This window comes from Mesorhizobium sp., from assembly GCF_005063415.1.
Taxonomy (GTDB): domain Bacteria; phylum Pseudomonadota; class Alphaproteobacteria; order Rhizobiales; family Rhizobiaceae; genus Mesorhizobium.
Genome location: NZ_SUEG01000016.1, coordinates 31,858 through 58,662, shown reverse-complemented (window position 1 = coordinate 58,662; position 26,805 = coordinate 31,858). Strand labels below are relative to the sequence as shown.

Here is a 26,805-nt window from a genome sequence, read left to right as displayed (position 1 = left end):
GGGGACTAGGGTGGGCGGGCTTGCCAGGTGCGCGCGGGCCGTAGGCAAACTTAGGCACATGAGTTGCTATACGTCTAGCAACCGCCAGTTGGACTGGCCCGAAATCAGGTTCCAGTGCCAAGGGACAGGACAGTTCCCGGTGCCCAGCCCGAGGGCCCGTCGGGGCCGGCTCCGTGCTCCAGCCTACCGGTTCAGATCCGAGCCGTGCCCACATCTTGAACAGGCAAAGCCGCGCCACGCCTGTGAGGTACGAACCGCCGCTGATTTCCATAATGACGCTACACGTGTCGGCCCTTGATACCTGCGTGAGGGGAGCTGTGCAAAGACCGGTTCTCGGGGCGCCTCAAGCTATGTCCTTCAACGTGTCCAGCGGCCCTTTCAGAGCCGACCTGGGTTGGATCAACTCCGGCGCAATCAGGAAAATCTGCGGTGCCGCCAAACAGATTGGCGCGACCGCAAGAAGGCCTCCTCAACAGTGGGTCTTGCGATATAGCGGTCTACACCTCGAACCCCGAACACGTTCGCCAATGTTGACGTATCCGAGAAGACCCTGAGGCATAGCGAGGAATGCTATAGCTCACCTGTCGCGGCATCATGAGTTATAGAAAGGTGTTCTATAACTCATGGTATGCAATTGGGAGCAGGCTGACTGGCCGCATTTTACCTACGATAAGAAGGTATTGGAACCGCTGGAAAGCGAGTTCCTGTTGCGATCGGGCGAGTTCCTGGGCGTCTTTCGTCATGTGGGTGCCAACGATCGCGACCAGATCCGCATCGACCTTATCAGCGAAGAGGCCTTGAAGACATCCGCGATTGAAGGGGAATACCTCAACCGCGAGAGTCTGCAATTATCGTTACGCCAGCAACTTGGCCTGGGAAGCGAGATCAGGCACATTCCGCCGGCCGAGCGCGGCATCACTGAAATGATGGCCGATGTTTACTTGCATTTCGCCGATACACTCTCGCACCGCACCCTCTACGCTTGGCACAAGATGATGATGTCGGGTGAGCGGGTTATCGGGACCATCGGCACCGTTATCTCCGGACGCAGGCAAGCCAAGATGTGCGGCGCAAGGCGAATGGGGTCTTCATTCTAGTGGAGCCTGATAAACCGGATGTCGTGCTGGGCTATTATACGCTTTGCGCAACCGGGGTTGCACACGGCGACGTGCCGGCCGCCGCGCGCAAGCACATCCCGCGCTATCCGCTGGTCAGCGCCACGCTGATGGGACGGCTGGCGGTCTCGGAAGCCCGTCAGGGCGAACGCCTGGGTGCGATGCTTCTCGCCGACGCCGTGCGGCGCGCCTATGCGAGCGCGGCCACAGTCGGTTCCTCGATGCTGGTGGTGGATGCCATCAGCGAGCGCGCCGCTGCCTTCTATGAGGGAAACGGCTTCGTGCGGCTGCCGGACTCCCTCTGGCTGGTCCTACCGATGCACGCAATCCAGCAACTGGTGGAGCCATGATCGACGCGGCACCTACATCGCCTAACGCGGAGCCTTCGCCGTCGGACCGCGACCGGTTCGGCCACCCTGTGCTTTGCCGAAGCCCTCAGAAGCATCTCGCACACCCAGTAAAAAGACCCTCTTTCGTGTGCTACGGCGCCCTGTCAGGTGCTCAGTCGCTCGGGCAGCCGAAGCCGGGCGACAATCTCTCAAACATAGCGTCACAGCATGGCCTGTTGCGCCTCTTCGCCAAAACAGAACCGAACGATGGGAGAACTTTGTGTGCAGCGAGTGTGCACGTCGCCCTCTAAACACTGGTTCCTATCCGAATCTATCACTGGATACCTCAGAGCACCCTGAATGATCCAAACGCAAATTCGGCAGCGGCATGGTCGGCCTTCAAAGTCCCTTGGCCGGGAAGTTGGTACGGATAGTCGAAATCTTGCAACACCCGTTTCCGAACTGGATTTTGAAGCCTTAAATGAGCGGCTATGATGAACGTGCCGAGTGCAAGCAAGGTCGAGGAGGCCTCGAACAATCGGCAATAGAGGAGATTACGTCGATGACGAACGTTCGCGCCCTTGTCCTTGAACGCCAGCACGAACTCAAGCTGCGTGAGATCGATCTGCCACAGACCGTAGGCGCGGGCGAAGTTCGCATCAAGATCCATACGGTGGGCATCTGCGGCTCGGACGTGCACTACTACACGCATGGCCGCATCGGCCCGTTCGTGGTCGAAGCGCCGATGGTCTTGGGCCACGAAGCCGCCGGCACCGTCGTCGAAACAGGGGAAGGCGTCGAGCATCTGAAGGTCGGCGACCGCGTCTGCATGGAGCCGGGTATCCCCAATCCCAATTCGCGGGCGAGCCGGCTCGGTCTCTACAACATTGACCCGGCTGTCAGATTCTGGGCAACGCCGCCGATCCACGGTGTGTTGACGCCCTATGTCGTCCACCCCGCCAACTACACATTCAAACTGCCCGACGATGTCAGCTTTGCCGAAGGCGCCATGGTGGAGCCCTTCGCTGTCGGCATGCAGGCGGCTGCCAAAGCAAAGATCACGCCTGGTGACACGGCGGTGGTGATTGGCGCCGGGCCGATCGGGACTATGGTGGCGATCGCGGCACTCGCCGGCGGGTGCGCCCGCGCCATTGTTGCAGATTTCGCCCAACCCAAGCTCGATATCGCCAGCGGCTATCAAGGCGTGATCCCGGTCAACATCCGCGACAAGAACCTGGCGGCGGAGGTAAAGCGCCTGACCGATGGCTGGGGCGCCGATGTCGTTTTCGAATGTTCGGGCTCGTCCAAGGCATGGGAGACCCTGCTCGATCTGCCGCGGCCCGGCGGCGCGGTGGTGGTGGTCGGCCTGCCGGTGGCGCCTGTGACGCTCGACATTGCCACCGCCTCGACCAAGGAAGTCCGCATCGAGACTGTGTTCCGATATGCCCACCAATATGAGCGGGCAATCGCGCTGATGGGGTCGGGTCGGGTTGACCTAAAGCCACTCATTTCGGCGACCTTCCCCTTCGAAGATTCCATCACCGTTTTCGACCGCGCAGTCGAAGCCCGGCCCGCGGACGTAAAGCTTCAGATCCTGTTGCCGGATTAAGGGGAGTTCCAAAAGCCCCCGGGCTGTCCTCCCGATCTCCTCGATGCGTTGCGTAGCTTTCCTTGGGCTGCCAAAATTGGCGGCGGCCCTGGGCGCTTTTGAGGCTGGTGCACGGCATTTACCGGCGGCGTTTCCTCCAAAAACAACTCCATAGCCGGCGATGACGGCATCCTCTGGGACCACGAGCAAATCCCTTGAGCGCGGACGGAACCGACTTGACAAATCGGCGGCCGTCCGACACGTTCTTAACAAAAGGCACAACAAACTTACAAAAGTTCAAGTTGGCACAATCTGGCCGATAGGGAGAAGGCCGATGCGTCTCTGTGACCGAGCGGAGATTTGCACGTGAGCAGCGCTATCCTCACGCGGCCGACTTCCAGGTGGGCCCTGCCCCGGTTCATGACGGCCGAGCATCCTTTCCCCTGGCTCGCGCCGATCACGGTGATGCTTCTTGTTTTCGGCATCTATCCCCTCGCCTATTCAGTCTGGCTGTCGTTTCACAAACGCAATGTCGTTTCCCGGCAACTTGACTTCGCCGGGCTCCACCAATGGACGCGCGCATTCTCGGATGCGCGTATGTGGCATTCGCTGGAAACCACGCTGATCTACACCTTCGTCGCGCTTGCGGTTCAGCTTGCGCTCGGCATCCTCATTGCCCTTCTGCTTGACACCGATCGCAAAGGTTACGGCGTGCTGCGGGCGCTGATGACACTGCCGCTGGTGGTGCCGCCTGCGGTGACCGGAATGATGTTCCTGCTGATGCAGGACGGCTCTTTCGGCGTCCTGTCGTTCTACCTCTATGCGCTCGACCTGATCTCGCCGGCACAGCCGATCCTGACGCAGCCCGGAACCGCATTGGCGGCGATCCTGCTGGCAGACATATGGCAATGGACGCCGTTCATGGTGCTCATCATCCTGGCAGGGCTCAGGGCGCTGCCGAAGGAACCTTTCGAAGCCGCCGCGATCGACGGCGCCAACGGCATCCAGACGTTCTTGCGCCTCACATTGCCCATGCTGCGCAAGGTGATAGCGGTCGCGGTGCTGATCCGCGGCGTCGATCTCTTTCGCATCTACGACTACGTTTACATCATCACCGCCGGCGGGCCAGGCACGGCCACCGAGACGCTTTCGTTCTACGCTGGCCGTATCTACTTCACCGGCGACTTCCCATATGCCGCGACCCTGTCGCTGATCGTGCTCGTCGTCTTGATCGTCGTGTCGAACCTCTTCGTCAGGCTGTTCAAGGTGAGGTTCTGATGGAGTCGTCGCGCGCCCAAACGATCGCCCGTGACGTGCTCGCCGTCCTGGTGGTGGCGATCTTCATGTTCCCGATCGCGTGGTGGGCTCTGTCGTCCATCAAACCCTATTCGGCGATCTTCGACCGCAGCGGACCGGTTTACACGGGTTTCACGCCGACGCCGGACAATTACCGTGTGACCTTGCTTGGCGTTTCGCGCGTCGACATCGGCATGGAACAGGGCGGCGAGGCGGCCGGGGTGATCAAGGGTGGCGCGAGCTCCTACGATTCCCGTCAGTCGTTGCTCGATAGCGCCATCATAGCCGTCGGATCGACGGCGCTGACGCTGCTGCTGGCCACTCTGGCCGCCTATTGCCTGTCGCGAATGCAGTTCAGTGGTCAGCAGTCTTTCCTGTTCTGGATTCTCTCGCAGCGCTTCATGCCGCCAATCGCGATCGTCATTCCGGTCGTTTTCATGTTCCGGGACCTCGGCTTGCGCGATACCTATACGGGGCTCATCCTCGTTCACAGTTTGATTAACCTGCCGCTGGCGGTTTTGCTTTTGAAGTCGTTCTTCGACGATGTTCCGCGCGAGGTTGATGAGGCGGCGCTGATTGACGGCGCGACGCGCTGGCAGACGTTCCGACGCGTGGTCCTTCCGATGGTCAAGGGCGGCATCGCTGCGACGGCCGTGCTGTGTTTCATCTTTTCGTGGACCGAGTTCCTGCTCTCACTGTTCCTGACAACGTCGATCCGCACCGTGCCGGTGAAGATCTCGACCTTTGTCACCTCGACCGCGACCGAGTGGGGCTACATCACAGCGCTGGGCACGTCCGCGATCATACCCAGCTTCATCTTCATCCTGCTGGTTCAACGGCATCTGGTCCGCGGCCTCACCCTTGGGTCCCTGAAGGAGTGAGGCGCAGACGAGAAGAACGACGACAAAAACGCAATGGAGGAACGATCATGAGCTTCAGTGAACACGACAAGAAGACATTCGTCGCCGATACCTGCAACGATTTTACGGCGCGCCGAATAACCAAACGCGACTTCATGAGGAAGATGGCGCTCGCCGGTGCCGGCTTTTCTGCCTTCGGATCGGCCATGCTAGGTGGCGGCCGCACCAATCGGGGGATGCTGGGGCTCGGGGTTGAGGAAGCCCGCGCCCAGGACGCCGACATGCTGAAGTGGCTGGCTGATGTCGGCAAGCCATATGCCGGCACCAAAATCCGCTACACTTCGGAAGCGACGCCGCCAACGATCGTTGCCAACCAGCTTGTCGCGGGTGAATTCACCAAGGCAACCGGCATTGAGGTGGAAGTCGAGATCGTGCCGCTGGAGCAGGTTCTCGCCAAGGCGACGCAAGACGTACAGGGCCAACTTGGCACCTACGACGTCTACTATCTCGACCAGTCCTGGATGGCCACATTTGCCCAGGATGTCGTCGATCCGCGCGAGTATTATGACCAGAACAAAGAACTGGCGATGCCCAACTTCGACTGGGACGATTTCTCCAAGCCGCTGGTCGACGGCATTGCCATGTACAACGGCAAACAGTGCGGAATTCCATTCGATATTCCGATCTTCATCCTGATGTACCGCAAGGATCTATTCGACAAACACAACATTGCGCTGCCGACAGACCTCGACGCCTACCTCAAGGCCGTGCAGGCGCTCACTGAGGCAGAAAAAAGCAACGGCATCTTCGGCACCGCGTGCCAGGCGAAGTCCGGCCACTATTCGCTGGAATGCGACTGGACTTTCGCATTGTGGGGCCATGGCGGTTCGATCTTCAACAAGGACAAGAAGTTTGTCGGCAATGACGAACGCGGCGTGGCCGGGCTGCAATTCTATCAGGAGCTGGTCAAGAACTCGCCGCCTTCCGCGACGACGTGGACCTGGGACGGTCAGGGCCAGGCGCTGACACAAGGTCAGGCCGCGATGGCAATTACCTGGGGCGAGGATTTCCCCGGCTTTGACGCCAAGGATTCCAAGGTCAAGGGCCTATTCGAGGCCCTGCCCGCGCCAAAGGAGGTTCCTGGCCGTCGCGCCGCCGCCGATTGCGGCTTCAACGAAATCCCGGCCGTCGGCCACCAGGGCGGCTCGACGATCTCGCTGTCGCAATATTCCAAGAACAAGGAAGCAGCATGGCTGTTTATGCAGTGGGTCTGCTCGAAGGATGTCATGGCGCGGGTATCGACGCTCGGCGGCGGCGCCTCGCCGATGCGCAATTCCTCTTTTACAGATCCTCGGGTCAAGGCGAAGGCCGTTGTCGGCCCTGGTACGACACGCCACTTCGACGCGATCAAATACACCATCGACAACCAGATGGGATCGGAGCCGGACATGCCGATCTGGGCGGATTTGTCGAACAACGACATTCCGGTTGAGCTCGGCAAATTGCTTACGGGCCAGGACTATGGTGGCGATGCCAAGGCATGCCTGGATGCCATTGCTGGCATTGTCGACGGCAAAGTCAAAGACGCCGGTCTTTAGCGGCTAGTCGGTGATTTGGGCGAAGGCGGCTTCGACCGCCCTCGCCCTTGGCAATGTGGCGGCAATGGTTCCGGATCTCGTCATCGGCATTGATTCCTCGACCTCGGCAACCAAGGCGATCGCCTGGGACCGCAACGGTCTGGCCGTGGCTGAAGGTCGTGCACCGCTTGCGATGTCGAGCCCGCGTTCGGGCTATTTCGAGCAGGATCCGGCCGAATGGTGGGCCTCGACGGTCACAGCGCTTCGTGCTGTCGCGGCAACAGTTTCGCCGGCACGCATTGCGGCCCTTGCGATTGCCAACCAACGCGAGAGCTTCGGCCTTTTCGACGAGCAGGGCCAGGCGGTCGGGCCCGCGACCCTCTGGCTCGACGAGCGCGCCCGTGGGAAAGCACGGCGCTTCGGCGAGAGCTTCGGCGCGGCACGCGTCCACGCAATATCCGGCAAGCCGCTGGACGTCATTCCTTGCCTTTACCGCATGATCTGGTTTCGCGAGGAAGAGCCCGAGATTTTTGCCCGCGTGGAGCGAATGGCCGAAGTCCATGGCTATCTGGTGTTTCGCTTGAGCGGCCGGTGGGTGACGTCCACCGCATCCGCCGACCCGATGGGCATACTCGATATGCGAGCTATGGATTGGTCGAACGAAATACTCGACGCAGCGGGCGTCGCCCGGCGAATGATGCTGGATCTGGCGCGGCCCGGCACCGTTCTGGGCCAACTGACTTCGGAAGCCGCCATGCTGACGGGCCTGCGGGAGGGCACGCCGATCGTCGCCGGCGGCGGCGACGGTCAATGCGCCGGCACGGGCGCGGGTGTGTTGCAGCCGCGATGCGCTTACATCAACCTCGGCACGGCTGTCGTCTCTGGCAGCTTCGGCATCGACTACGTCCATGATTTGGCCTTCCGCACAGAGACGGCGGTCGCCGATGACGGCTACATCTACGAGACGTGCCTTCGCGCCGGCACTTTTCTCGTCGACTGGATGGCGCGCGAAATGCTTGGCGTCGATCTGCATGGCGCAAGCGACGTGCTGGAGGCGCTCGAGGCCGAAGCCGCTGCCAGCCCGATCGGCGCAGGCGGCATAATGCTCCTACCCTACTGGCAGGGCGTCATGGACCCACACTGGGATAGTGCGGCCCGTGGTGTGATTGCCGGGCTTTCGGGCTCGAGCCACCGCGGCGACATCTATCGCGCCGTGCTGGAAGGCATAGCGCTGCATCAAGCCGCGACAAGTCAGCGGGCCGCTGCGGCTGCCGCCCAGACCATCGACCAGTTCATAGCGATCGGCGGAGGAGCGAAGTCCGACCTGTGGATGCAGATTCTGGCCGATGCACTCGATCGTCCCATAAAACGTTCGACGACCGTCGAAGCCTCTTCGCTTGGCGCGGCGATGGCGGCGGCAAAGGGCGTGGGCTGGTTTTCCACCATCGCCGAAGCGTCGACCGCAATGGCCAGCGAGCCGGCCAAAACCTTCGAACCGGACGCGAAACGGGCCGAGCTCTACGCCGAACTTCTTGCGATCCATGCCGATCTTTGGCCAACGCTTTCAGCCTGGAACCAGCGCCTCGCGGCCTTCATGGAGACCCATCATGGCTGAAACGACCAACTGGAACGCGTTGATCGAGGACGTTGTCGCAGGACGCTGGACAGATCCCAAGACAGGCGCGGCCGCGGTCCTGCCGTTCCAGACGATCGAATTGCTGGAGACGACGGAGGGCCGCGAGGCGGATCTCGTTGCGCCCCTGGCGCTAGGCAGCCGCATCGCCGTGGTGTCCGATGTCAACACCGTCGATGTGATGGGCAGGCGCGTCGCGAGGGCGCTGCGCGGCGTGGCCGACATCGATGAAATCGTGCTGCCTGACGGCCTCGACTGCGATGAGGCAACGATCCAGATGGTCAGGGAGAGGACGCGTCACGTCGACGGGGTCGTGGCCGTCGGATCCGGTGTCCTCAACGACAGCTGCAAACATGCAACCTTCCTCGATGAGCGGCCCTATGCCGTCTTCGGCACGGCCGCCTCGATGAATGGCTACGGCGCTTCGACAGCGTCGGTGACCTTGGCTTCAGGGCTCAAGATCTCGCTGCCTTCGCACGCGCCGAGGAGCATCTTCCTGGACCTTGGTGTGTCGGCTGCAGCACCGGCCTGGCTCAGCGCCGCCGGGCTTGGCGACAGCCTCTGCCGCCCCACCGCCCAGATCGACTGGTGGGCTTCGCATCGGCTGTTCGACACTTACTATTCTGAGGTGCCTTACCTGCTGCAGGCGGGCGACGAGGAGCCGATGCTGGCCCATGCGCCTGGCCTTGCCAGGCATGACATCACTGCCGTCGGGCATCTCCAGCGCGTCCTGACGCTGTGCTCGATGGGTGTGTGCTTCGCCGGCGTTTCCCATCCTGGGTCCATGGGAGAGCACCAGATTTCCCACTGGATCGACATGTTCGCGCAAGCCCATCATCCCGGCACCACGCACGGTCAGCAGGTCGGGGTTGCCTCGCTGGTCATGGCCCGTCTGCAAGCGCGGCTGCTGGACATGGAAGAGCCGCCGCAGGCAAAGCCAACCGTCATCGACGAGGCGGCGATGCTGGCCCGCTATGGCGCACAACTTGGACCACTTTGCATTGCCGAGATGAAGAAGACAGCACTCGACGCCAGCAACACGGAAAACTTCAACCGCAGGCTTGCGGAAATCTGGCCGGCGCTGCGCCAGGAGGTTCGGCCGATGGCAATGCCGATTGCCCGTATGGAGGCAGCGCTCAAGGCTGCGGGGGGGCCGGTCACCGGCGCGGAACTAGGCCTGCCGCGCGCGCTTTGGCACGATGCCATTCGCTATTCGCGAGAGATCCGCGGCCGATGGTCGTTTGTCAACCTGGCCGCCGATGCGGGGCTGCTGGAAGAGTTTCTGGAGAGCGAATGGTGAGAGCGCATCCGATCGCCAATGGCTCGCGTGGCGAAAATGAGATCCAACCGGCAAGGGCAATCGAAGGGTAGCAATTAATGGCGTCTGTCACCATCAGCAACATAAAGAAGGACTATGGCGCCCTCTCGATTATCGATGGACTCGATCTCTCGATCGAGGATGGCCAGTTCGTGGTTCTGTTGGGGCCGTCCGGCTGCGGCAAGTCCACGCTGTTGCGCATGATAGCCGGTCTCGAGCCCATCACGTCCGGTGAGATCGCCATAGGCGACAGGGTCGTCAACACACTCCACCCCAAAGACCGCAACATCGCGATGGTCTTCCAGAACTACGCGCTTTACGCGCACATGACCGTCTTCGACAACATGGCCTTTTCCATGCAGTTGAAGAGACGCCCAACCGAAGAAATCAAACAGAAGGTCGGATGGGCGGCATCGATCCTCAACCTGACTCCCTATCTGGAACGGTACCCTCGCCAGCTTTCGGGCGGCCAGCGGCAGCGCGTTGCCATGGGCCGCGCCATCGTGCGGGACCCAACTGTGTTTCTGTTCGACGAACCGCTGTCCAATCTCGATGCCAAGCTGCGCGTGCAGATGCGCACCGAAATCAAGGAACTCCACCAGCGGCTGAAGACCACCACCGTCTATGTCACGCATGACCAGATCGAGGCCATGACCATGGCCGATGTCATCGTCATCATGCGCGACGGCCACATCGAGCAGATCGGGCGCCCGCTCGATGTCTACGATCGCCCGGCGAACCTCTTCGTCGCCTCTTTCATCGGCTCGCCCGCAATGAACATGTTCCATGGCGAGGTGGCTTCCGAGCGCGACGCCTGGGTGGTGCGGACCGACGAGCTATCCCTCCCGCTCCCGCCAGGGGCTGCGGTCCGGCCTGGCCAAAAGGTGATCTACGGCATTCGCCCCGAACATCTTCGACCAGTGGCCGACGGGCGCGGGATCCCGGCAAGGATTACGGTTGTCGAGCCGACTGGCCCCGAAATCCACATCTTTGCCAGCATGGGCAACACCGCGATCTGCTCGGTGCTGCATGACCGCATGGAGCTCTCCCCTGGAGCTGTGATCCATCTGGAGCCGGCGCCTGAGCGAATCCACCTGTTCGACCAAGGTAGCGGCGAGCGGCTGGACAAGGGAAGAAGTTGAATGGCGCGGATCATCATCCTCGGCGCCGGCGTCATGGGCTCTGCCATGACGCTTCCGGCCGCTCACGCTGGTAACCGCATCACTCTTGTCGGGACCCATCTCGATGAGGAGATCGTCGGCTCGGTGGCCAGCACAAGTCATCACCCACGCCTCAACATCACTCTGCCTGATGTGGTAACCGCCTGTTCCTGGACCGAATTCGGGGCGGCGATGAATGATGGACCCGATCTGCTTGTACTCGGCGTCTCGTCGGCCGGCGTTCCTTGGGCGATCGACCGCATTGCAGAAAGCATCAAGTCGCCCGTGCCGATACTGATGATTACGAAAGGACTTGCAGCAAGCGACGAAGGCATCGAAATCCTGCCACATCTGCTTGCTCGCGAGATCGAGCAACGCACTGGCTTGTCTGTCCCGGTGATGGCCGTCGGCGGACCGTGCATTGCTGGCGAACTGGCCGCACAGCGCGATACCTCCGTGATCGTGACCGGGCACGAGCCCGACCAGGTGGCCGCGGCGTCCCGCATTCTGCGCGCGCCTTTCTATCATGCGCGATCGTCATCCGATCTCGTCGGTGTCGAGATCTGCGCCGCTTTCAAGAATTTCTACACACTCGCCGTTGGGGCTCCGGTTGGACTGCTTGAGCGCGACGGCAAGGCGCCCAATGGCGCGCTCATGCACAATCTTGCCTCGTCGTTATTCTCGCAGTCCCTCGCCGAGATGGCGCTTCTGGTCGAAGCTCTGGGTGGAAAAATCGAAACGGTGCTGGGGCTGGCCGGCTCCGGCGATCTTTATGTGACCTGCCAGGCGGGCCGTAACGGTCGCATGGGGCGCCTGCTCGGCCGCGGCCTGCCCTATTCCGTGGCGAAGCGCGAACATATGAGTTCGGACACGGTCGAGGGCGCGCAACTGGCGCTGGACCTTGGTCCGACTTTGAAGAATATGATGGGCCGGGGTGTACTTCCCCACGATCGCCTGCCGCTGACGAGGGCCATCATCGACGCGATTTGCCATGATGCTCCGCTGGTTTTGTCCTTCGACCGCTATCATCGAGGCTAGCGGAGCCGGGGAAACTCGATTGATGCCTCATATCGATGAGCACATGGCTTCGCCGAGCCCGCTCTGGACCCGCTGCCGCGGAGTGGACAGGATGATCTGATGGAGAAACCCGCACCAAAGAAACGCGACGGCCGCCAAGCCGTAACGAGTTCCGTCACGGCCGATCGCGAGGAAGGGCTGCTCGTGCGCGCCGCCTGGCTTGCTTATGTCGGTGACCTGACGCAAGCGCAAATCGCCAAGTCTCTTGGCCTGACACGCCTTCGCGTCAACCGGATGCTGGCGCATGCCCGTCAGCGGGGGATCGTTCAGATTCGCATCAATTCCAAGGTGGCGAACTGCATCGAGCTGGAGAACCGGCTGCGGGACGCCTATGGTGTCTCCGACCCAATCGTGGTTCCGACACCGCCCGATCCTGCCCTGGTGCCACAGGTCGTTGCAGCTGCTGCCGGTGAAGCCCTGTCGCTTAGAATCCGTGACGGGATATCGGTGGGCGTGGGATGGGGACGGACGCTCCAGCTTAGTCTGCGGTCAGTGACCGTGCGCCCGGTCAAAGGGATGTCGGTCGTTTCCCTGCTTGGCGGGCTCACGCGTGGATCGGCGATCAACATCTATGAAATCGCCTCGCGGCTCGCGGCGCTTTTCGATGCGGAATGCTTCTACATCGCGGCACCGGTGTTCACAGACACGGAGGCCACGCGCGATCTGCTTATGCGCCAGTCCATTCTGGAAGACGCCTTCACCCATGCCCGCGACGTTGACGCCGCTTTCGTTTCGGTGGGCGCGGTGCACAAGGACGCCACCATCTTTCGGATCGGACTGGTAGGAGACGATGATCTCAGATCACTCCGCGAAGCCGGAGCGGTCGGCGATATTTGCGGCCACTGGATCGGCGCGGACGGACAACTCGTCGATCACCCGCTAAACAGTCGCGTCATCGGCCTCGCCCCCCAACATCTGCGCGATGTCGACACTGTGATCCTGCCCTCCGGCGGCCTCGACAAGGTTCCGGTGCTGCGCGCGGTGTTGCGTCTGGGACTCGTGGATGTGCTGATCACCGACGAGAAAACCGCTGAGGCGATCCTTGCGGAAAAGCCGTAGCCAGACTGATCTTTACCAGCAGAGTGGCCCGCGAATGATCGTTTCTTCACGTCACAGAACCTCGTGGATTTCCTCGATCGAAGTCTCGCCGATCCGCTTGTCGAGAACGATCTCTCCACGCGCCATGGCAACGACCCGGTCACAGCATTCGAAAACATGATGCATGTTGTGGCTGATGAAGACGCTCGTGATGTTCTGGGCCTTGAGGGCGCGAACGAAGCCGATCACCTTTCGCGTCTCCTTCACCGAGAGATGATTGGTCGGCTCGTCGAGAATCATGACTTTCGACTTGAAGTGCATGGCCCGGGCGATCGCCACGCCTTGGCGCTGGCCGCCCGACAGTTCGCCGACCAGCGCGTCGGGCGACCTCAGATGCAGATCGACGTCGGCGATCGCCTTGACGCTTTCGTCACGCATGCGCTTCTGGTCCAGGATGCCGATGCCGAAAACCGAGCCCTTCACCGGCTCGCGTCCGATGAAAACGTTGCGGGCGATGGTCATGGTCGGGACCATCGAATTGTACTGGTAGATCGTCTCGATGCCGCGATCCATCGCGTCGCGCGGGTTCGAGAATCGGACCGGTTCACCTTCGATCCTGATCTCGCCGCCATCGGGCTTTTGGGTGCCTGACAGGATGTTGATCAGCGTCGATTTGCCGGCGCCGTTGTCGCCCACGAGGCCCAGTGCCTCATCGGGGTAGATGTCCAGCGTGACGTTCTTCAAGGCGTGGACGCCGGAATACCATTTCTGGAGTCCCTTGATCGCAATGATGGGTGCCGCCATGATCAGGTCTCCACCTTCATTGCCCTGCCCCGCTTTCGAAGCCAGGCATTCATAACGACCGCGAAGATAGTCAGGAAGCCGATTGCCATCTTGAACCAGTTGGCGTCAACCTGGCTCAGCACCAGACCATTGTCGATAACGCGGATCAGGGCAGCCCCGATGATGCCGCCGAAGATGGTGCCGATGCCGCCAGCCAGCGAGGCGCCACCGATGACAGCAGCTGATACGGCCTGCAACTCCAGCCCCTCGCCGATCGAGGGCAAGGGCGCGCCGAGCCGCATCACCTGAATGGTGCCGGCAAAGCCGGCGAGCACCGAACAGATCATGAAGCAGGCGACCTTCACCCGGGCCGTCGGGATGCCCATCGACTGCGCGGCGGGCAGAAAGCCGCCGGTGGCGCGCACCCAGTTGCCGAAATTCGTGCGCGACAGGAGCACCGTCACCAGGATTGCGACGGCGACAAACCAGAAGAACGACATGCGAAAGAGGTCGCCCGGCCCCACATAGATCGTAAACAGCCATTTGGGCAGAGCGTTGGCTGGGATAACAGGAGGGAAGCCACCCGAGATTACCACCGTCAGCGAACGCGCGATGAACAGCATGCCAAGCGTGGTGATGAAGCTTGGTATCGCGAAACGAATCGTTATGAACCCGTTGAAGAAGCCGATCAGGGCGGCGATCGCGAGGCCGGCGGCAAAGGCCGGCGCGAATGGCACGCCGGCCGCCAGCATCACCGCCATGGTCATCGGGGTCAGTGCAAAGACCGAGCCCACGGAAAGATCAAACTCGCCGCATATCATCAGCAGGGTCACGCCGATCGCGACCAACCCCATTTCAGGCAGCAGTCCAAGCATTCCGCGCACGTTCTGTGTGTTCAGAAATACGCCGTTCGAGCGAATCTGAAAGACGAGGAGGAGGAGGAGCAGGAACACGACCGCCGCAAGCTCCGGCTTCTCCAGATAAATCTTCATCAAGCGCTTCATCATTCGCTCCGGCTTGTGATTGTTTGCGCTGGCTTGTCGCATCGGCAAGGGGGATGGCGGCAGTCTGTCTTCTACCGCCTTTGACGGGGAGATGCCGTTGGAAGATGGGACAGAGCCAACGCCCAAGGCCGTGCTGCCTTGCCCTCCCCCTTGCCCTCTCCGCGTAAACAACGAGGAGAGGACGCCGGCTTGGCGCCTACCGCACGCCTTGCGCGGCCAGTTCCTTGAGCTTCGGCACGTCTTCCTTGACGATGATGCCCTTACCGGTGTCGATGTCTGCTGGCAGCAGACCGACGTTCTTGGCGAGATAGGCTTCCATCACCGGCATGAAGCCCTGCATGTAGGGCTGCTGGTCGACCTGGACCTGGATATAACCCGCTTCCATCTGTTGCAGGACTTCCGAGACGATGTCGAAGCCGCCCATCAGCACCTTGCCCGGCTCGATGCCGCGATCGACCAGGACCTGGGCCACGTAGGCATGCCAAAGGCCGGTGTCGAAATACACCGTGGTGTCCGGGTGGGCAGACAGATAGGCGCCAACACGATCGGCGACAACAGCGCCATCTGTGCCGGTGTCGAGCCGTTCAATGACCACTTCGCGTCCGGCATTCGCGGCCTTGTATTCCTCAAGGAACTTCATGACGCCGGCAGCACGCTGTTCCGACCAGTTCTGACCGGGCGCGGAAACGCCGACGAGCGCCCTGATCTTGCCTTCCTTGGGGAAGAACTCGGACATCTTCTTGCCGAGTTCGTAGCCGGCGGGAATGAAGCCCTGGCCGATGAAAGCCTGGCGGGCATTGCCGGCTGCACCCTCGGTGTCGTCGACGTTGGACGCGATGACCGTGACGCCGGCAGCGCGGGCGTCGGCGATGATCTGGTCGAAGGCATTGTTGTCGACGATCGAGGTGATCAGCGCGTCCGGTTTTGCCGCGAGTGCCGCCTGCATGTTGGCCGATTGTTGCTCGATCGAGCCTTCGGTCTGCGTGAAGACCATCTGGCAATTGGCCTGGATCTTGGCGCAGGCGTCGTCAAACCCCTTCTTCACCGCCTGCCAGAACGGGTTCGAGGCCGACGAATGATGCGTGAAGACGATGTTCATCGGCTCCTGCGCTCGTGAGCCGATTGCCGAGCCTCCAGCCAGTACTGCTCCCAAGGCTGCCGAGATAAGTAGCTTCTTCATGGTTCTCCTCCTCCGTAGATAGCTGCTTCAGGTTCATTTTCAGAGAGTCGATGCGTCGGTCACCCGTCGAAGCGCCGTGAATGCGCGATCGATTTCCGGGTTCAGTTCCATGCCGAGGCCCGGTCCGGGAGGCACGGTGATCATGCCGTTCTTCACCTCCGGCAAAGCGGTCACAAGGTCGCGGTACCAGGTCTTGTAAAAGGCCCTGACACTCTCCTGGACAAGCGCGTTCGGCGCATTCAGCGACAGGTGGGTCGATGCGCCGAGCACCACTGGACCGGTGCAGTCGTGTGGCGCGACCGGCAGGTGCCATGCTTCAGCCATGGCAGCGATCTTGCGCGCTTCCGAGAGCCCGCCGCACCAGCTGACATCGAGCATAATGACACCGGCCGCTCCGGTTTCGAGAAGGTCGCGGAAGGCCCAGCGGGAACCGAGCGTCTCCGAAGCCGATATCGGCGCCAGCGAAGCCTCGGCATAGCGTTTCAGGCTGGACAGGCTGTCCATCCTGATCGGATCTTCGTGCCAGAAGGTCTTGTAGGGGGCAAGCTCGCGAGCGATCTGCATGGCCGGCAGCAGCTGCCACATTGAATGGAATTCAACCATGATGTCCATCTTGTCGCCGACCGCATTGCGGATTTTCTCGAATGGCGCCAGCGCGGAATTCAAATCGGGTTGCGATATATACTGGCCGCGTGTTTTCTCGGCGGCCATGTCGAAGGGCCAGATCTTCATGGCCGTGATGCCTTCCTCCAACAACGAATGCGCCAGTTCGTCGGCGCGGTGAAGGAAGCCGTTCAGATCATCGTAGCCGTCGCCGGCCTTATTGAGCCCGTAATTGGCCGTCGTCTGGCCGGTGGCCTTCTTGATGTATTCGGTTCCGGCACAGGTGTTGTAGGTCCTGATCTCGTGCCGCGTGAAACCGCCGAGGAGCTGTGCGATCGGCTGACCCGTCGCCTTTCCGAACAGATCCCAAAGCGCGATATCGAAAGCCGAGTTGCCCCTGACTTCCGCGCCCGTCGATCTGAAACCGAGATAGCCGACGAGGTCAGCGGCAAGCAGGTCGATCTGCAAGGGGTCGCGCCCGATCACGCACGGAGCGACGTATTCGTGCAGATAGGTCTCGACGGTTTCAGCCATGAAGAAGGTCTCGCCCAGTCCGACGAGGCCCTCGTCCGTGTGAACCAGAACCCAGAGAAGGTTGGGCCGCTCCTTGAGCCGCAGCGTTTCCAGTTTCGTGATCTTCATTGCGCCCCTGCTCCTCAGGCGATGCCGGCCGCCAGCAGGGCCTTGACGCTCTCGTCAAAATGCCTCGCCATCAGGTCACGCGCCGACTGGGGATCACCGGTCTCGATTGCTTCGGCGAGGTCGATATGGATCTGGATCATCTCCAACTGCTCGGCATCCGAAGGGCGGGTCCGCCAGCCGATCGGCCAGGTCTGGCGCGATACGCGCTCGAACGCGCCGACGATGAGGCTGAAAACCGGATTCTTTGCAGCCTTGGCGATTTCGAGGTGAAAGGCGAGATCATGCTCCATGACCTGTTCCGGTAGCTGGAAATTCTCGCGCATGGCGAGCGCGTGGGTGCTGATCCTTTCCACTTCGTCGGCTGTTCTGCGCAAGGCCGCCAGCATGGCGGTGCGGGTCTCAATCGTGCGGCGCACGTCGTAGATTTGCTGCACCGTGATCTGCTCGGTGTGGACGCCATGCTCGATCACCAGTGACATGGCGCCATAATCCAGCTCGGCGACGGTAGCCCGTCTGCCTGCCCTCAGGTCGATAAGCCGCATGGCGGCGAGCGAGCTGAAGGCCTCGCGAACCACGGTGCGCGAGACGCTCAATTGCCTCGAAAGGGCGGCCTCGCTGGGCAGCCGGTCGCCGGGCCCGAGCTCATGCGCGCGGATATGGCGCGTGATCTCGCCGATCGTATTGCTGACCAGGCTCGCTGCGTCGGAATGTTTTGCGGATACCGCCGTGCTCACGCAATCTCCAGTTCAGGAGGGGCAAACCTGTATGGCAGGTTTTCCAGATGTGTTGATAGTACCTAGGAAAGCTGTATGTCAAGCTCGAGTCATCGCAGGGAGACCGTCGGCGTCATCGCCGGAAGACCGATGACCAGAGGCTTGCATGACCGATGCTCTTGACGCGACCGATGCCGGTCGGCCGGGCGCGGGATTCCTCAGGCGATCATCTCGCTTGGGTAGGCTGGACATTCTCGTGGTGAACACCGGCGGGCGGCCGACCATGCCGTCCGAAAATATCTCGGCGCACGATTCACTGATATTTCGATCGACGCACCCCATATGGGTGGACAAAGCGTCACTTGAGGATTTGCCTATGCTGATTTCGCGTTGGGGACGATTTGCAGTTTTGTTTGCGGGGTTGTTCCTGGCATTTTCCACGGTCGCTGTGGATCACGCCGATGCGCGTCGTGGTGGCAGCTTCGGCAGTCGCGGCATGCGCACTTTCCAGCCGGTCCCGCCGACCAGAGTTGCGCCGCAACCGGCCGCACCGGTCGAGCGCTCGATGACGCCGAATGCGGCAACGAACAATGCGGCTCGTCAGCCGCAGGCATTCCAGCGTCCAGGCTTCTTCAACGGCCTCGGCGGGTCGATGATGCGGGGGCTGCTTCTTGGCGGTTTGATCGGCGTTCTTCTGGGCCATGGGTTCGGCGGCTTGGCCGGCATGTTGGGTCTTTTACTCCAAGTACTGGTGATCGGCGGCGCGATCATGCTGGCGATCCGCTTTTTCCGCTCGCAGGCGGCGCAAAGCCCGGCGCCCGCTATGGCCGGTGCCTCCCGGGGTACGGGGACCTTTGGGCGAAGCGCAGCAGCCCGGCCTGAGCCGAGCAACGCCACAGCGTTCCCCGTTCCAGGTATTGGATCAGGATATGGCGGAACGAGCCAAGACAATGCTTCCGATGAGATCACGCTCACCCAAGCCGATCTCGACACGTTCCAACAGCGGCTGACGGAAGTTCAGGAAGCATTCGGGCGCGAGGATCATGCTGCCTTGCGCCGGCTGGTGACGCCAGAAATGGTTTCCTATCTGTCCGAGGAACTTGCCAATAACGCCAAAAAGGGCGTCAGGAATGATGTTTCGGACGTCAGCCTGCTGGAGGCCGATATTGCTGAAAACTGGCGGGAGGGTGACCGCGACTACGCGACGGCTGCTTTGCGCTATGAATCCCGTGACGTGACCCGCGATCGCACCAGCGGCAAGATCGTTGAGGGCCAGGCCGATCGGCCAACGGAGACAACCGAACTGTGGACCTTCATGCGCCAGGCCGGCGATGAGTGGAAACTCGCCGCAATACAGCAGCCTGGCTGATGTGCTTGCCTGATTGAATGTTTGCAAGGAGACTGGTTCAGTCTGCCATCTGCGCGCTTGAAAGGCCTGTCAGCCGAGGTGAAGCCCGCCCTATCGGCCCAGGGGCAGCTTCGAAGTCGTAATCAGTTCGGCCTCGTCCATCACTCCGGCCATGTAATTTGCAATGATGCGCGACGCGAGCGCTTCATGCTCGGATTGACAGTCACCCTTGAGCCCGTCGAATACCCGGCCCAGAAGCGCCAGCTCGGATGGATTAAAAATACCAGCAGTCTGGGCTTTTCGATGGATCGGCATGGCCAATTCTCCGTCTCGGATGTTCTCAGCCGAACGATAGAACCGCCCCTCCAAGATTTGCATTAAAGTTTGCTAAGATCATGCTGGATAGCCACAGAAAAACGCCCGTCACGTGGAACAAGGGTATTGCGAGGCGCCGCGGATGCCAGCGCCGCATTGTGGGCGTACCTCGGTCGAACAGGTGAGAGGCGCTTGGAGAGTGGGACGCGAGCCAATAAGCCTCCGATGCGTTTGGCTAAGGTCACGGCGAGCACCCACGGTTGGCAACATTGTTCAATCCGTTACGGACTGATGCGGTAGCTCGGCAGGGCGCGTCGCCGCCTCTCCGGGCTGGTCAGTCAATCGATTCTTCAGCACATCAATGAGGCTGACGGTGATGGCGATCACCGCGGGGCCGAGGACAAGGCCGGATGCGCCGAACAGGACGATGCCACCGACCGAGCCGATAAAGGCTACCACCGTGTGGAGGCGCAACCTGTTCCCGACAAGCATCGGATAGAGCAGATTGTCGATGCCACCGACAATGACGCCGCCCCAGACGGTCAATATCGCCGCGCTGGCCCAAGCTCCCGCCACTGCGAGATAGACTGCCGCGGGCACCCAGATCACAAATGCCCCGAGCACAGGCACGATGGCAAGAAGTCCCATGACAAGGCCCCAAAAGACCGGCGTGGGCAGACCGAGCCACCAGAACATCAGGCCACCAAGTGTTCCTTGGACGGCGGCAACGAACACGGTGCCGAGCAGTGTCGCATGAACGGTCTCCGCAAAGCGGGACAAGACGTGTGCTGTCTCGGGAGCGCGCAGGGGCGAAAGGCCCGCGACGGCTTGCAGGCCCTGTTGGCGATCCCGCAGAAAATAGAACAGAAGATAAAATGTCAGACCGAACATCGCGACCTGATAGATGGAGCCGCGCAACAGCGATGTGCTTTGTCCCGTCAGCCATTGTACGAATGCTGCGACCGAACCGGCCGGATCGAATTGGTTCTCAATCCATTGGGCAATGGTCGAAAGCGTTGGATAGTCAGACATGAAACCGTCTGCGTCCCAACCACGGACGACCTCCTCCAGATAATTGGCTCCGTTTACCGCCTCGCGAACGAGCTGTTGGGCGACGAGTACCAGCGGCAGGCCGACGGCAATCGCAGCAACGCTTACAGATATCAATGCGGCCAGGTTTCGATTTCCGACCCGTCTCTCAACCCATCCATGAGCCGGAGACAGGATGATTGCCAGGACCAGCGCCCAGGTCAATGCCGGCAAAAAAGGCCACGCCAGCAGATAGCAGACATATACACCGATCGCCGCCGCTGTGAGGACGCCGAGCAATCTCAATTGTTTCACGTCCGGCATCTGTTTCAGATCAGGCACCTTTCGCTGTCTCGCAAGCCCAGCGAGCCTAATTGGTTTCTTGAAAAAAGGGCAGCGTCGGCTGCCGTGCGGTTACGGTGCAGGCAGGATGGCGAAATCGGAAGCGTAGGGTGCTTAGGGCAATTCAGGGATTTGCCGCCTATTCATCAGCAAACCGCTCGCTCAGGGCTTCAATGGCGGCTTTCAACGCGGGAAGTTCGTCAACGACCACACCCCAGATGATGAACATTGTCTGCCAGGCCGTGATATTCATGCCGCAGTACATTTCCGATCGTGCGCACCTGTCGCCCTGGGATGTCCGGCTGGAGGGCTTTGACTTCATCCGGCAAGGCCCGGCTGGCCTCGGAAATAATTTCGGTGCCGCGCTGCACAGCGTGCTTGAGAACCCAGTCGCCTTGATAGTCGGCCACGTTTTGCCTGCGACAGCGGCCTGAATCCCGTTGATGGCCTCGAGGATATCGTCCAAGGCGTGGCGGAATTCACGTGCCATTCAGAAGATGCGCACGGCCGATTGTTCGATTTGCGGCCGCAACCGGGGATGCAGGCCATCCCGCGTGGTTACGTCAACCGGGACGTGCAGTTCATCCTCCAGAAGGAGCTTAATGCCCACAAGATCGAAGGCATTGAAACGGCTCTTGGGATCATAATCGATGAAAAGGTCAAGATCGCTTCCTTGTCCGGCTTCATCTCGAACCGTTGACCCAAACAGGTAAAGCGCGGTCGCGCCCATGCGTCTCACGGCATCAGCTGTCCGCTGCAACCTGTTGATGGCATCCACTCTGTTCATGGCCTTAACTCATATCAGCGAGCACAACTTATCCACTTTTTCGCGCTTTCTGTGCCGGCTGCGCTTAGCACACTGCCTGCAATCCCCAACGAAGCAGCTGATGTCATTGTTCATCGTGTTCATCGCGACCTGAGCCAGCAAGATGGCCGCAGCCCGTAAAGGCCGTGCCTACCGTCGGGGCTGGACAGCGGCCGGCTCTGAACGGATCAGATCAGCTGCCAGCACTTACGGCGAGAACGGAAACATTGCCGTAGGCGCTCCCTTTCCCCGTGCTTGACCGGCGCCGGCGCATCTTCCTTTGTACCAGCGGATGCCGCTATGCTGCACCTCTTGCGAACAGCAGCACCCATAATCAATCGGCAAGCCAGAGCAGCTTCTTCAGTCAGAGATGCGGTTTGCGAAACGCCTGGGCCAGTCGGGCAGCCTTGCTCCAGCCGTTCAGCCGGCTGATCCGGTTTCATGAATCACTGCGTCAAGATCGATGTCTGTAACGGATTGCGCTGAAAGACGCCGATAGAAGACCGAAGCAGGCTCACGACCGGCCTCTCGGAGCTCGTAGTACTCGAGCGCGCGCTCGACCGCGTCCACAATGGTGCGATTTTGACGGCGAGCCAGGCGGCGCGCAAGATCACGCGCCTTGCCGCTACGGACTGAGAGCTGTGGATCGGCCATATCGGGTTCCTTCGCGGCATTACTTAGACCCACTTCCCTTACTAGCAAAGATGGGTGGTGTTGGCTTGCTGCCGCATGAGCGATTAACGCCACAGCTGACGAAAGGAGCCGCCCGTAATATTCGCACTCTTATTCGAAGGAATAGGTAAACCCTTGGGCTGAGGCGCCAACCGTCACCTTCGTCATCTTTTCGCCAGTGAGCGACCGGTTCAGCACGCCGCGGCTCAATTCCGGAAGAAGAGTGTTGGTCAGAATGGCGTCGATCATCCTGCCGCCGGATTCGATCTCCGTGCAGCGGGCCTTGACCAGATCCATGACACCATCGCCGATGACCAATTCCGCATCGTTGGTTGCGCGCAGCCGGCGAGCAATCTTGGCGAACTGGTGACGAGCGATCGCTTCAATCATCGAATCCGAAAGCGGGAAGTAAGGGATGGTCACCACCCGGCCGAGAAAGGCCGCAGGAAAGACCTTCAGCAACGGACTGCGCAACGCGGTGTCCAATTCGTCGAGCCCTGCCCGTTCCGCCCCGTTCCTTGTCCGGTCCATGATGACTTCGGAGCCGACATTCGACGTGAGAAGGATCAGCGTGTTCTTGAAATCGATCCGTCGGCCTTCACTGTCGTCCATCATCCCTTTATCAAAGACCTGGAAGAAGATTTCGTGCACGTCCGGATGCGCCTTCTCGACCTCGTCGAGCAGGATCACCGAGTAGGGCTTGCGTCGCACCGCCTCGGTGAGAATTCCGCCTTTGCCATAGCCGACATATCCGGGCGGCGCGCCCTTCAAGGTGGAGACCGTATGCGCCTCCTGGAATTCGGACATGTTGATCGAGATCAGGTTCTGCTCTCCGCCGTAGAGCGTTTCGGCCAGTGCCAAGGCGGTTTCGGTCTTGCCGACGCCCGAGGGACCGCAAAGCAGGAATACACCCACCGGCTTTTCCGGAGCGCCGAGACCGGCGCGGCTGGTCTGCACGCGCTTGGCGATCATCTCCATGGCGTGATCCTGTCCGACAACGCGCTCGGACAGAGTGGCCGCGAGCCGCAGCGCCTTCTCGGTCTGACTCGACAGCATCCGCCCCGTCGGGATGCCCGTCCAGTCCTGAACCACGGCCGCCACGGCGTTGCGATCGACCGATGGCAGGATCAGCGGTGTTTCGCCTTGCGCCTCGGCCAGTTCGCTCATCAGTTCGCGCAGCCGAGCGAGATCGGCAGCCGGATCGGGAGGCGGAGTACCATCTGCCGCCGGAACCTTCGTCCCGGCACTGGACTGTTCGGTCCCTGGCACCTCGACGCTCTCTGTCTCAGTGGCGGCCTCCTGCCCTTCCACAGCATCGAGCGGCACGCCGTCACCGCGCAGCCTGGCACGCAGTTCGAGTATCTCCGCCACCAGCGCCTTTTCGCGCTCCCAGCGCTGCTGCGCGGCTGCGAGCGTGCGTTCGGTCTCGGCAAGTCCGGCCTCGACCCGTGCCTGCCGCTCGGCCACTTCGATGCCGATTGCAGCCTCGCGGCCGATAATGCCGCGCTCGACCTCCAGCGCCTGGCGACGGCGCATAATGTCCTCGACCTCGGCCGGCGTGGCGTGCTGCGATACGGCGACACGCGCGCAGGCGGTGTCGAGAAGGCTGACCGCCTTGTCCGGCAGCTGCCGCGCCGGGATGTAGCGATGCGACAGGGCGACCGCCGCGTCGATCGCCTCATCCAATATCTGGACCTTGTGGTGCTGTTCGAGAACGCCAGCCACGCCGCGCAACATGAGGATGGCAACCGATTCCGAAGGCTCGTCGATCTTTATCACCTGGAAGCGGCGGGTCAGTGCCGGGTCTTTCTCGATGTGCTGCTTGTATTCCGCCCAGGTCGTTGCCGCTATCGTGCGAAGTTCACCGCGCGCCAGCGCCGGCTTGAGCAGATTGGCAGCGTCGCCGGTTCCGGCAGCACCACCGGCGCCTATCAGGGTATGGGCTTCGTCGATGAAGAGGATGACCGGCGCTTCAGAGGATTGAACTTCGTCGATTACGGCCTTCAGCCGTTTTTCGAATTCACCTTTTACGCTTGCGCCTGCCTGCATCAATCCGACGTCGAGCATGCGCACGCTCACTCCCTGCAGTGGAGGCGGCACATCGCCTTTGGCGATGCGCAGAGCAAAACCCTCCACGACTGCAGTCTTGCCGACGCCCGCCTCGCCGGTCAGGATCGGATTGTTCTGCCGCCGTCGCATCAATATGTCGACAATCTGCCTGATCTCCGGATCGCGGCCGACGACCGGGTCGATCTTTCCGTCGCGGGCGCGCTGGGTCAGGTCGGTGGCATATTTGGCCAGTGCCGAATCCCCGCTCGGAGCCCGCCGCGGCGCCTCTGTCGCGGTGACCGTTGGCGCAGCGCCGGCTTCGAGTGAGCCCTCCGTGACATCGGCGAAGCGCGCCACGACGGCGTCGGCGTCGATCTTGTCGAACTCGCCGCTGATCTTCGACAGCAGGCCTTCCAGCACCGGTGTCTTCAGGCAAGCAAGCAGAACATGTGCACTGCGGACCTCCTCCACGCCGAATTCCAGTGTTGCCAGATTCCAGGCCTCCTGGATGGCGTGGAAGATATGGTCGGAAAACTCTTCGATCGAGGTTGCGCCATAAGGCAGCTTGTCCACCGCACGCGTCATATCGGCCGTAAGTCGGCTCGCATCCAGTCCCGCATCGGCGATCATCATTTGCACATCCGAGCGGTCGGAGAGCACCAGCTGCTCGATGAAGTGGACGAGTTCGACGTAAGGATTGCCGCGCAGCTTGGCACTGTCGGCCGCTGCCTTGAAGGCGCGCAACCCTAGAGGATTGAGCTTGCCGACCAGTTCCTTGCGCTTGAAACTCTGCGATGACCGGCGCTGTTCCATCGAACGTGCTCCTGCATTCTGCAAGTGGATAACCTGCCACATAAGCAGCCGCTTGACAAAGTGCGGGATGAACAAAGGTTTCAATGCCCGATTATGTGGGCTCCCATCATTGGTGGAAGATCCTGCATCGCCGGCCGCAAACAACGCGGGTCCTGACATCCCAGCACGACGCATTCCTGGTCCAGGGCTCGCCAATCACGCCCCCGGATTCCACAATCAAGACAAGGCTGCATTAGCTTTTGTTAATTTTTTCCGCACTCGCTGAATTGTGGAAAAGCGCAACCGTGTGATAACGTAGGGGCAGGTCGGCCTCAGGGCCGGTGACTGGGGGATCGGTGTGATCGACGTCGCACTCTGGCTTGCTCCGCTCGACGGTGAAAATCCGTCGGGAGAGGATTTGCGTAACGATCCGGCGTTTCACGAACTGGAGCGCCTGACGGAGCCCCAGGTCAAGGTTGTCCATGACGGCAACAACAGGCCGGTCTCGCAAAGCACCATTCCCGTCGACTGGCCAGCAGTGCTCACCAAGGCCGAGGAATTGCGCGCGCGTGGCCGCGACCTGCGCCTGATTGTAATTGTCACACGCGCACTGGCCCACGAGCAGGGACTGGCCGGCTTGGCGCAGGGTCTGACGCTTATTGGGCGGACATTCGACCAGCATTGGGAAAGCATGCACCCGGCGCTGCGGCCCAACACGTCGCCTCGCCAGGCCGCCTTGCGTCGCATCAACGCGCTGCTCGACCTTCAAAACGGTCAGGACGGGCTGCTGGCCAACCTGCGGCAAATGACTTTCTTTGCGCCACGCTCGATCGGGCCGATCAGCGGACGGGACCTGGAACACGCTGCGCTCGACGACCGCGTTATGCTGCAAGAAGCAGCGTCAGGATTGAATGCGGCCGAAAAGGCAGCGCTTGTCAGTGCGCACGGACAACTGTTGAACCGGGTTCGTGCCGGGTGCGCGGCACAGGCGGATCAAGCCAATGAGGAAATGCAGTCGCTCATCGCCGATGCGCGCGCGGCGGTCGCGGCACTGGAAGCGGTCGAGACAGCCCTCAACGCTCGCCTTGAAGGCAGCGGCGGGACCACCATTCCGGAATTAAAACGGTTCCTGCAGCGTTTGCTGACAACCCTCGAGCGCAACTCGGCTGCCGGCGCGATGGCGAATGGCTCGGCAAAGCCGTCCCCTTCGCCTGCAGAACCGGTAATGCCTGCCCGAAACGGTCATGGAGCCGATACAATGGCAAGTGTGGCTAGCTACGCGGACTCGAGCACCGGACTCCCCGACCGGATTTCTTCGCGCGACGACGTGGTGAAATGCCTGGACCTCGTCGTCGCCTTTTATGACCGCACCGAACCATCGAGCCCGATCCCCCACCTCGCCCGCCGTGTTCGCCGGATGGTGCATATGGATTTTGTTGAACTGATGGAAGATCTCGCCCCGTCGGGACTGAAGGAGTTCCGGCTTCTTGCCGGCGTTCCCGATGCCAAGAAGACGGCTCAGAAGGATGAAAGGTAG

The 26,805-nt window shown here is 61.2% G+C and carries 24 protein-coding genes; 13 read left to right on the top strand and 11 right to left on the bottom strand.

Translation table 11 applies throughout. From position 1 onward, the window contains the following. Nucleotides 1-623: 623 nt before the first annotated feature. The 11 genes from E5W70_RS07260 to E5W70_RS07210 all read left to right on the top strand — a co-directional run bounded on the left by E5W70_RS07260 (nucleotide 624) and on the right by E5W70_RS07210 (nucleotide 13,012). Nucleotides 624-1,097: a DUF4172 domain-containing protein gene (locus E5W70_RS07260; protein ID WP_292655844.1), complete on the top strand. Its 474-nt coding sequence runs from the start codon at nucleotides 624-626 to the stop codon at nucleotides 1,095-1,097. After that, nucleotides 1,097-1,465: a GNAT family N-acetyltransferase gene (locus E5W70_RS07255; RefSeq protein WP_292655841.1), complete on the top strand. Its 369-nt coding sequence runs from the start codon at nucleotides 1,097-1,099 to the stop codon at nucleotides 1,463-1,465. The genes E5W70_RS07260 and E5W70_RS07255 overlap by 1 nt, the downstream gene beginning before the upstream one ends. Before the next feature lie 541 nt (nucleotides 1,466-2,006). Continuing rightward, nucleotides 2,007-3,053: an NAD(P)-dependent alcohol dehydrogenase gene (locus tag E5W70_RS07250; protein WP_292655839.1), complete on the top strand. Its 1,047-nt coding sequence runs from the start codon at nucleotides 2,007-2,009 to the stop codon at nucleotides 3,051-3,053. Between the two features lie 345 nt (nucleotides 3,054-3,398). Further along, complete coding sequence (locus E5W70_RS07245) at nucleotides 3,399-4,310, top strand: sugar ABC transporter permease (protein WP_292655834.1); 912 nt, start codon at nucleotides 3,399-3,401, stop codon at nucleotides 4,308-4,310. Further along, nucleotides 4,310-5,209, top strand: a complete 900-nt coding sequence (locus E5W70_RS07240; protein ID WP_292655831.1) for a carbohydrate ABC transporter permease — start codon at nucleotides 4,310-4,312, stop codon at nucleotides 5,207-5,209. Before E5W70_RS07245 ends, E5W70_RS07240 begins: the two co-directional genes overlap by 1 nt. Nucleotides 5,210-5,256: 47 nt before the next feature. Further along, a complete protein-coding gene (locus tag E5W70_RS07235; RefSeq protein ID WP_292655829.1) occupies nucleotides 5,257-6,786 on the top strand; it encodes an extracellular solute-binding protein in 1,530 nt (509 codons plus the stop codon). A 10-nt stretch (nucleotides 6,787-6,796) separates the two neighbouring features. Then, nucleotides 6,797-8,380 carry an FGGY-family carbohydrate kinase gene (locus E5W70_RS07230; protein WP_292655826.1) on the top strand — a complete coding sequence of 528 codons (1,584 nt, stop codon included), beginning with the start codon at nucleotides 6,797-6,799 and terminating at the stop codon, nucleotides 8,378-8,380. Continuing rightward, on the top strand, nucleotides 8,373-9,698 hold the full coding sequence (locus E5W70_RS07225) for an iron-containing alcohol dehydrogenase (protein WP_292655823.1): 1,326 nt from the start codon (nucleotides 8,373-8,375) through the stop codon (nucleotides 9,696-9,698). The genes E5W70_RS07230 and E5W70_RS07225 overlap by 8 nt, the downstream gene beginning before the upstream one ends. A gap of 77 nt (nucleotides 9,699-9,775) precedes the next feature. After that, the gene (gene ugpC / locus E5W70_RS07220) at nucleotides 9,776-10,858 is read left to right on the top strand and encodes a sn-glycerol-3-phosphate ABC transporter ATP-binding protein UgpC (RefSeq protein WP_292655820.1); all 1,083 of its coding nucleotides are present in this window, start codon (nucleotides 9,776-9,778) and stop codon (nucleotides 10,856-10,858) included. Further along, nucleotides 10,859-11,914, top strand: coding sequence for a hypothetical protein (locus E5W70_RS07215; protein WP_292655817.1), 1,056 nt, complete (start codon nucleotides 10,859-10,861; stop codon nucleotides 11,912-11,914). Nucleotides 11,915-12,013: 99 nt separating this feature from the next. Then, nucleotides 12,014-13,012, top strand: a complete 999-nt coding sequence (locus tag E5W70_RS07210; RefSeq protein ID WP_292655813.1) for a sugar-binding transcriptional regulator — start codon at nucleotides 12,014-12,016, stop codon at nucleotides 13,010-13,012. 51 nt (nucleotides 13,013-13,063) lie between these two features. Here E5W70_RS07210 and E5W70_RS07205 read toward each other — a convergent pair whose 3' ends face one another. The 5 genes from E5W70_RS07205 to E5W70_RS07185 all read right to left on the bottom strand — a co-directional run bounded on the left by E5W70_RS07205 (nucleotide 13,064) and on the right by E5W70_RS07185 (nucleotide 17,937). Further along, entirely contained in the window at nucleotides 13,064-13,795 is a 732-nt protein-coding gene (locus tag E5W70_RS07205) for an ATP-binding cassette domain-containing protein (RefSeq protein ID WP_254819755.1), read from the bottom strand. Nucleotides 13,796-13,797: 2 nt separating this feature from the next. Further along, a complete protein-coding gene (locus tag E5W70_RS07200; RefSeq protein WP_292655808.1) occupies nucleotides 13,798-14,778 on the bottom strand; it encodes an ABC transporter permease in 981 nt (326 codons plus the stop codon). 196 nt (nucleotides 14,779-14,974) lie between these two features. After that, entirely contained in the window at nucleotides 14,975-15,958 is a 984-nt protein-coding gene (locus tag E5W70_RS07195; protein WP_292655806.1) for a sugar ABC transporter substrate-binding protein, read from the bottom strand. 39 nt (nucleotides 15,959-15,997) lie between these two features. Further along, nucleotides 15,998-17,203 (bottom strand): mandelate racemase/muconate lactonizing enzyme family protein, encoded by a 1,206-nt coding sequence (locus E5W70_RS07190; protein ID WP_292655803.1) that lies wholly within the window; start codon nucleotides 17,201-17,203, stop codon nucleotides 15,998-16,000. A 14-nt stretch (nucleotides 17,204-17,217) separates the two neighbouring features. Next, nucleotides 17,218-17,937, bottom strand: a complete 720-nt coding sequence (locus E5W70_RS07185; protein ID WP_292655800.1) for a FadR/GntR family transcriptional regulator — start codon at nucleotides 17,935-17,937, stop codon at nucleotides 17,218-17,220. A 358-nt stretch (nucleotides 17,938-18,295) separates the two neighbouring features. Between E5W70_RS07185 and E5W70_RS07180 the strand changes: the two genes are divergently transcribed. Next, the gene (locus E5W70_RS07180) at nucleotides 18,296-19,285 is read left to right on the top strand and encodes a Tim44 domain-containing protein (protein WP_292655850.1); all 990 of its coding nucleotides are present in this window, start codon (nucleotides 18,296-18,298) and stop codon (nucleotides 19,283-19,285) included. A 90-nt stretch (nucleotides 19,286-19,375) separates the two neighbouring features. On the opposite strand, the gene E5W70_RS07175 is transcribed toward E5W70_RS07180, so the two are convergent. From E5W70_RS07175 to tssH, 6 genes are all read right to left on the bottom strand, one after another. Continuing rightward, nucleotides 19,376-19,579, bottom strand: a complete 204-nt coding sequence (locus E5W70_RS07175) for a hypothetical protein (protein WP_292655797.1) — start codon at nucleotides 19,577-19,579, stop codon at nucleotides 19,376-19,378. Between the two features lie 273 nt (nucleotides 19,580-19,852). After that, nucleotides 19,853-20,950 (bottom strand): AI-2E family transporter, encoded by a 1,098-nt coding sequence (locus tag E5W70_RS07170; RefSeq protein WP_292655794.1) that lies wholly within the window; start codon nucleotides 20,948-20,950, stop codon nucleotides 19,853-19,855. 200 nt (nucleotides 20,951-21,150) lie between these two features. Then, nucleotides 21,151-21,360: a HepT-like ribonuclease domain-containing protein gene (locus E5W70_RS33075; RefSeq protein WP_366509678.1), complete on the bottom strand. Its 210-nt coding sequence runs from the start codon at nucleotides 21,358-21,360 to the stop codon at nucleotides 21,151-21,153. Between the two features lie 80 nt (nucleotides 21,361-21,440). Further along, nucleotides 21,441-21,737 (bottom strand): nucleotidyltransferase domain-containing protein, encoded by a 297-nt coding sequence (locus E5W70_RS07160; RefSeq protein WP_292655791.1) that lies wholly within the window; start codon nucleotides 21,735-21,737, stop codon nucleotides 21,441-21,443. A gap of 438 nt (nucleotides 21,738-22,175) precedes the next feature. Further along, nucleotides 22,176-22,409, bottom strand: coding sequence for a type II toxin-antitoxin system VapB family antitoxin (locus tag E5W70_RS07155; protein ID WP_292655789.1), 234 nt, complete (start codon nucleotides 22,407-22,409; stop codon nucleotides 22,176-22,178). Between the two features lie 129 nt (nucleotides 22,410-22,538). Beyond that, the gene (gene tssH / locus E5W70_RS07150) at nucleotides 22,539-25,289 is read right to left on the bottom strand and encodes a type VI secretion system ATPase TssH (RefSeq protein WP_292655787.1); all 2,751 of its coding nucleotides are present in this window, start codon (nucleotides 25,287-25,289) and stop codon (nucleotides 22,539-22,541) included. Between the two features lie 337 nt (nucleotides 25,290-25,626). Here tssH and tssA point away from each other — a divergent pair, with 337 nt between their 5' ends. Further along, the gene (gene tssA / locus E5W70_RS07145) at nucleotides 25,627-26,805 is read left to right on the top strand and encodes a type VI secretion system protein TssA (protein WP_292655785.1); all 1,179 of its coding nucleotides are present in this window, start codon (nucleotides 25,627-25,629) and stop codon (nucleotides 26,803-26,805) included.